We start from the raw sequence: 6,139 nt of genomic DNA, 5'->3' as shown, positions 1-6,139 counted from the left end.
CCGCCCCCCGGTGACCCGGCCCCGCCGCCGGATGTGCCGGCGGTTCTGGTCGACGACACGGCTCCCGACATGCCGGCTCCGCCGCCCGGGGAATTGCCGCCGGCCGGTTCCTGAATTTTGAATACGTGAATAGGATGAATCGCGGTTATTGCTGTCGCCGGAATCGACAAATCTGCCCACGGATCAGATTGGCCAGCGGAAAAGTAACGTCTCCGCGGCGATATGCTTACACTTTGGTAAATCTTCGAAGTAAATTTGCTACCGTGGACGCGCCCGAGTTCTGGATTCATTCGGCAGGTCAGTCACGGTGCGGCCGTGAAGCCGTATATGCTGGCGCTGCCCGGGGAACTCGAGCGGGCTGTCGGACCTTCGAACGCAGAATCATCGAGCACAGCGGGGCGGGCAGTGATCTTTATCGTCGTCACGTTCGAGACCAGGCCCGAGTCGACCGATCGCTGGCCGGGCCTGGTTGCCGGGTTCACCGCCGCCACGCGCGCCGAGCCGGGCAACCTGTGGTTCGAGTAGTCTCGCAGCCTGGAGAACCCGCACGAGTATGTCCTGGTCGAGGCGTTCCGCGACGGCGATGCGAGCGGCGTCGATGTCAACAGCGACCATTTCAGGAAAGCGATGCAAGAACTGCCGCAGGCGCTGAAGTCCACGCCCAACATCGTCAGCCAGACGATCGACGCGACGGGGTGGTCGGAGATGGGGGAGATGACGGTCGACCGACCCGCGTCACCGTCTATCAGCGGTCGGTGGTGGCGGGTTGGTCGAGGGTGACCCCGATCTCCTCGCCCAGCCGGTAGCCGGCCGCCAACCGCAGGGTGTCGCCGCTCCAAAATGAGCCCGGATCAAACCAGTTCGCGTTCTTGTCCGTGACGAGCAGACCCATTTCCTCGTAGGTGATCGCCACCGTCTCCGCGCAGTAGGCCGTCTGAAGGCCGAGGCGCCGCCGGGCTTTGTGGCGTTGCGTCGACTCCCGGACTCTGCGGTCCGCCAAGGGGATTCCCCGTACCCAGTCGTGGGCGGTCGGGAGTCGCCCGCGCAGCCACCGACCGGTCAGCCGGGCCGTCGTCGGAAACGCCGTGCCGTCCAGCCGCGCGATGACGCGCAGCAGTCTGTTCTCCTGCTCGCGGCTGGCGTAGGGCGTCAGCTGCCGCAGCCAACAGCGTTGGTGGTAATGCCGCGTCCACTGCTCGACGGCCTGTCTCAGGTCGTTGAGCTGAACACCACGGTGGTTGGTGCCGGTCCACATGTCGACCAACTTGTCGCCCAGTTCGGCATGCCAGATCAGCGGCGGCAGGTCGTCGATGGCGACGGTCATCCCGACGTGGTTGACCGGACTGTTGGTCAGGGTCTGGATCGCCCGGTCGGGCCGTGAACCGCCTCGGAACAACCAGATGTCACCGGTCCGGGTTTCGTGGAGTGCCCGGTCCAGGGTCAGCATGGTCGAGTCGGCGGTTGGCTCGATGGGCCGCCGATGTCCTTGCGTCGCAGGCAGATTGCGGGGCGATGTGTTCCGATGACGGCGGTCTTCTCGCGTAGCGTGTCCATGGGGCCTCGAGGCGGTGCTGCCGTTGCCGTGTGTGGTGGTCGAAGAGCGATCACGCCAACCATAACCGGCGATAACCTGTCGCCATGCGCAACGTCTGGAAGTGGGTCGGGTTGGCCGGCGTCGCCGGTGTGGTCGCCGGGGGAGCGCTGGTCGTTCGCGATCAACGCAGGCGCCGCGCCTACACCGCCGACGAGGTGCGGGCCCGCCTGCATCAGAGGTTGGCCGAATCCGAGGCTTCGGTCTCGACGGCGAACAAGCGGTAGGTGCCCGAAAAGCCCTTCAGCTCGACATCGCGGCCGTCGTCGAACCCGATGCCCGCAGCGTCGAGGCGGCCGTCGACGGCGTCGCGCACCGGTTCGCTGACCAGGATCTGGCCGCCGACGGCTTGGGCCGCCACCCGCGCCGCCATCGCGACGTTGCGCCCGAACAGGTCGTCGCCGCGGCGCACCGAGCGCCCCATGTGGATGCCGATCCGGACGCGAATTTCATTGCCGCGCTTGCGTTTTGCTTCTTCGCATAACGAGCGCTGAACGTCCACTCCGCACCGTACCGCCTGTTCGGCGCGGGAGAAGGCGATCATGAACCCGTCGCCCTGGCTCTTGACCACATGTCCGGAGTGCCGCCGCACGAGTCCCGAGACGAGTTTGTCGTGCGAGCTGATCAGCTTGACCCAGGCGCGGTCGCCGATCCGCTCGTTGAGCGCGGTGGACTCTTCGATGTCGGAGAACAAGATCACCACCCGGCCGTCGGGGGTGATGCGCGCCAGGTCGGGCCGCTCGACCTCGGCCCAGTCGGCGAGGTCCTCGATCGAGCTGCGTAGCGCGCCGCCGAAGCCCTCTTTGCTGATCAGGCTGGCGGTTTGCCACACGGTCTTGACGGCCTCGCGCCCGCTCGACAGCAGCCAACCGCGCGTGTCGGTGCGGTCCCGCAGTTCCGCGCTCTCCCGGCGACTTCGGGCCAGCAGCCGTGCCAGGACGACCAGTGCGACGGCTTCGGTCAGGGCAAATCCGGCCAGCACGTAGACGGCGATGTGCAGCAGGTTAGCCACGTCAGCATCCTGCCAAAAACCGGCACGCCGTCGGCTTGTCGGGTCCCGGCATAGTGTCTAGTGTTGATTCCGGCCGTCGTGGGTAATGCTTCTCAAGTAAGCCGATCAGGTGACTTTCGGGAGGTGCGGCTTGGCCGACGGCGACAATATCTCCTCAGACCTGCTCGTCATTTTCGGAATCACCGGGGATCTGGCCCGCAAGATGACGTTTCGGGCGTTGTACCGGATCGAGCGCCGAAACCTGCTCGACTGCCCGATCATCGGTGTGGCCAGCGACGACATCTCGGTGGACCAGTTGGTCGAGCGGGCGCGGGACGCCATCAAGTCGTCCGGCGAGGAGTTCGACGCGGGGGTGTTCGACCGACTGGCGGGCCGGTTCTCCTACCTGCACGGCGACGTCGTCGACGGGAAGCTCTACACGCGGCTGGCCGATCAGATCGGCGCGGACCGCCGTCCGCTCTTCTACCTGGAGATGCCGCCGGCGTTGTTCGCGCCGATCGTCGAGAACCTGGCCAAGGCGAACCTGCTGGAGAACGCCCGCGTCGCCGTGGAGAAGCCGTTCGGTCACGATCTGGCCTCCGCGCGCGACCTCAACGCCCGGCTGCGCGCGGTGCTCGACGAGGACCAGATCCTGCGGGTCGACCACTTCCTGGGCAAGCAACCCGTCGACGAGCTGCAGTACCTGCGCTTTGCCAACAAGAGTCTGGCCAAGCTGTGGGACCGCGAGAGCATCTCGGAGATCCACGTCACCATGGCCGAGGACTTCGGCGTCGCGGACCGCGGCAAGTTCTACGACGCGGTGGGCGCGCTGCGCGACGTCGTCCAAAACCATCTGCTGCAGGTGCTCGCGCTGGTCGCCATGGGGCCCCCGGTCGGGCCCTCCGCCGACGACCTCAACGACAAGAAGGCGGAGGTGTTTCGCGCCATGCCGGCCCTGGACCCGCAGCTTTGCGTGCGGGGCCAGTACCGGGGTTACACCGACGTGCCCGGAGTGGCCAAGAATTCACGCACCGAGACCTATATCGCGCTGCGCACCGAGATCGACAACTGGCGCTGGGCCGGGGTGCCCATCTTCTTGCGTGCCGGCAAGGCGCTGCCGGAAAGGGTCACCGAGGTGCGGATGTTCTTGCATCACGTGCCCGGTTACTCCTTCCTGCCCAACCGCCGGCCGCCGGCTCCCAACCAGATCGTGCTGCGTATCGACCCCGACCCGGGGCTGCGGCTGCAGCTGTCCGCACAGGTCGGCAGCTCGTGGCACGACGTCCACCTGGACTCGTCGTTCGCCGTGGACCTCGGTGAGGCCGTGCGCCCCTACGAGCGTCTGCTGTATGCCGGGTTGACCGGCAACCGCGAGCTTTTCGCCCGGGAAGACGCGATCGAAGAAACGTGGCGCATCGTGCAGCCGCTGCTCGACAAGCCGGGCCGGATCCACCCCTACGACCAGGGTTCCTGGGGGCCCGAGGCCGCACACACGCTGCTTCGCGGTCACCGTAATTGGCAATCGCCGTGGCTGCCTCGCGGCGCGAACGCGGCACAGTAAGGAGACAGCAGCAATGCAGCTGGGGATGATCGGACTGGGCCGCATGGGCGCCAACATCGTGCGCCGCCTCGTCGCCGACGGCCACGAGTGCGTGGTCTACGACCACAACGCCGATGCCGTCACGGCCATGGCCGGTGAGGACAACACAACGGGGGTGTCCTCGCTCGGAGAGCTCGCCGAGAAGCTCTCCGCCCCGCGCGTGGTCTGGGTGATGGTGCCGGCCGGAACGATCACCACGGGGGTGATCGAGGAGTTGGCCACCACGCTGGACTCGGGTGACATCGTGATCGACGGCGGCAATTCCTACTACCGCGACGACATCCGCCACGCGAAAACCCTGTCCGAGCGCGGCATTCGGCTGCTCGACTGCGGGACCAGCGGCGGGGTGTGGGGTCGTGAGCGCGGCTACTGCCTGATGATCGGCGGCGACCCGGACGCGTTCGACCACGCCGAGCCGATCTTCGCCACCGTCGCCCCGGGGGTGGACGCGGCGGAACGCACACCGGGGCGTGAGGGCGAGGTTGCGCGATCGGAGAAGGGTTACCTGCATTGCGGGCCGTCCGGTGCGGGCCACTTCGTCAAGATGGTGCACAACGGCATCGAGTACGGAATGATGGCCTCGCTCGCCGAGGGGCTCAACGTGCTGCGCAACGCCGACGTCGGCAGGCACGTGCAGGAGGCTGACGCCGAAACCGCGCCGCTGTCCAATCCCGAGTTCTACCAATATGACTTGGACATCTCGGAGGTCGCGGAGGTGTGGCGCCGCGGCAGCGTCATCGGGTCCTGGTTGCTGGACCTGACCGCGATCGCGCTGCACGAGTCGCCGGACCTCGACGAGTTCTCCGGGCGCGTCTCCGACTCGGGGGAGGGCCGGTGGACCTCCATCGCGGCGATCGACGAAGGCGTTCCGACCCCGGTGCTCACCACCGCGCTGCAGTCCCGCTTCGCCTCACGTCAGCTCGACGACTTCGCCAACAAGGCGCTGTCGGCGATGCGCAAACAATTCGGCGGGCACGCGGAAAAACCCGTTAACTGAGCGGTCGCCGCCGGACGAACGTCACCACGGCTTCGCTGAACGCGTCGTTGTCGTCTCCGGCGGCGGTATGCCCGGCGTTGGACAGCTCGATGAATTCCGCCTGCGGCACCGTCGACAGGAAGTGCTGCACCCCTTCGGGACTCACGACATCGGACAGTTTCCCGCGGATCAACAGAACCGGAATCGTCAGGCTCGTCGCGGCGTGTTCGAAGTTCTCGGTGCGCAGCTCGGGGTCGTCGCCGGGCTTGGTCATGAACGCGGGATCCCAGTGCCAGTACCAGCGACCGTCGCGCAGGCGCAGGTTCTTCTTCAGACCCTCCGGGTTGCGCGGCTTGGTCCGGTAAGGCAAGTAGTCGGCGACGGCGTCGGCGGCCTGCTCCAGCGTGTCGAACCCCTCGAGGTTGCCCATCATGAAGTCGCGGATGCGGGCGCTGCCGTCCTTCTCGAACCGGGGGACCACGTCGACGAGGACCAGTCGGGTGACCCGGTCGGGGCCGGCCCGGTGGGCCGCGAGGATTCCGGTCAAACCGCCCATGCTGGCCCCGATGATCGTCACCGGCCTGCCGATCGCATCCAGGACGTGCACGACGTCGGCGGTCAGCGTCTCGACCGCGTAGTCGGCCCCGGGAGCGCGGTCGCTGTCACCGTGGCCGCGGGCGTCGAGCGCGACGACGTGGAATCCGTCGTCGGCAAGCACCTGGCCAGTGTTCTTCCAGGAGAACCGGTTCTGGCCGCCCCCGTGCAGCATGAGGATGGTCGGGTGGCCGGACGCAGCGGCGCCGCGGTTCCATTCGTCGGCGACCAGGCTGATTCCGCCGACACCGGAAAACTCGACGGTCTGGGGGCTGCTGCTCACGGCGTTCATGCCCTGACGTTACCTAGGCCTCAAATAAGCGTGTCGGCGCTGGGTGGGTCCCAGGATTGGCTCGGGAGTCGGATGAGCGCGGCGGCGGGACCAGT

The 6,139-nt window shown here is 67.0% G+C and carries 6 protein-coding genes and 1 pseudogene; 4 read left to right on the top strand and 3 right to left on the bottom strand.

Annotated features, from left to right (window positions below; translation table 11 throughout):
- Positions 1-405 precede the first annotated feature (405 nt).
- Positions 406-780, top strand: a pseudogene (locus FPZ47_RS26045) (putative quinol monooxygenase).
- Here the strand turns inward: FPZ47_RS26045 and FPZ47_RS26040 are convergent.
- Positions 746-1,447, bottom strand: coding sequence for a guanylate cyclase (locus tag FPZ47_RS26040; protein ID WP_144956942.1), 702 nt, complete (start codon positions 1,445-1,447; stop codon positions 746-748). The pseudogene FPZ47_RS26045 and the gene FPZ47_RS26040 sit on opposite strands and share 35 nt — an antisense overlap.
- Positions 1,448-1,638: 191 nt before the next feature.
- Between FPZ47_RS26040 and FPZ47_RS26035 the strand changes: the two genes are divergently transcribed.
- Complete coding sequence (locus tag FPZ47_RS26035) at positions 1,639-1,818, top strand: hypothetical protein (protein ID WP_144956945.1); 180 nt, start codon at positions 1,639-1,641, stop codon at positions 1,816-1,818.
- Here the strand turns inward: FPZ47_RS26035 and FPZ47_RS26030 are convergent.
- Positions 1,767-2,603 (bottom strand): adenylate/guanylate cyclase domain-containing protein, encoded by an 837-nt coding sequence (locus tag FPZ47_RS26030; RefSeq protein ID WP_144956948.1) that lies wholly within the window; start codon positions 2,601-2,603, stop codon positions 1,767-1,769. The two genes, FPZ47_RS26035 and FPZ47_RS26030, sit on opposite strands and share 52 nt — an antisense overlap.
- A 130-nt stretch (positions 2,604-2,733) precedes the next feature.
- Between FPZ47_RS26030 and FPZ47_RS26025 the strand changes: the two genes are divergently transcribed.
- Both FPZ47_RS26025 and gnd read left to right on the top strand, forming a co-directional pair.
- The gene (locus FPZ47_RS26025) at positions 2,734-4,143 is read left to right on the top strand and encodes a glucose-6-phosphate dehydrogenase (protein ID WP_144956951.1); all 1,410 of its coding nucleotides are present in this window, start codon (positions 2,734-2,736) and stop codon (positions 4,141-4,143) included.
- 13 nt (positions 4,144-4,156) lie between these two features.
- On the top strand, positions 4,157-5,179 hold the full coding sequence (gene gnd, locus FPZ47_RS26020) for a phosphogluconate dehydrogenase (NAD(+)-dependent, decarboxylating) (protein WP_144956953.1): 1,023 nt from the start codon (positions 4,157-4,159) through the stop codon (positions 5,177-5,179).
- Here the strand turns inward: gnd and FPZ47_RS26015 are convergent.
- A complete protein-coding gene (locus FPZ47_RS26015; RefSeq protein WP_144956956.1) occupies positions 5,172-6,044 on the bottom strand; it encodes an alpha/beta fold hydrolase in 873 nt (290 codons plus the stop codon). The two genes, gnd and FPZ47_RS26015, sit on opposite strands and share 8 nt — an antisense overlap.
- Positions 6,045-6,139: the final 95 nt, after the last annotated feature.

Origin of the sequence: Mycobacterium helveticum, from assembly GCF_007714205.1 — a bacterium.
Classification (GTDB): Bacteria; Actinomycetota; Actinomycetes; order Mycobacteriales; family Mycobacteriaceae; genus Mycobacterium; species Mycobacterium helveticum.
This window is presented reverse-complemented; position numbering and strand designations above follow the sequence as displayed.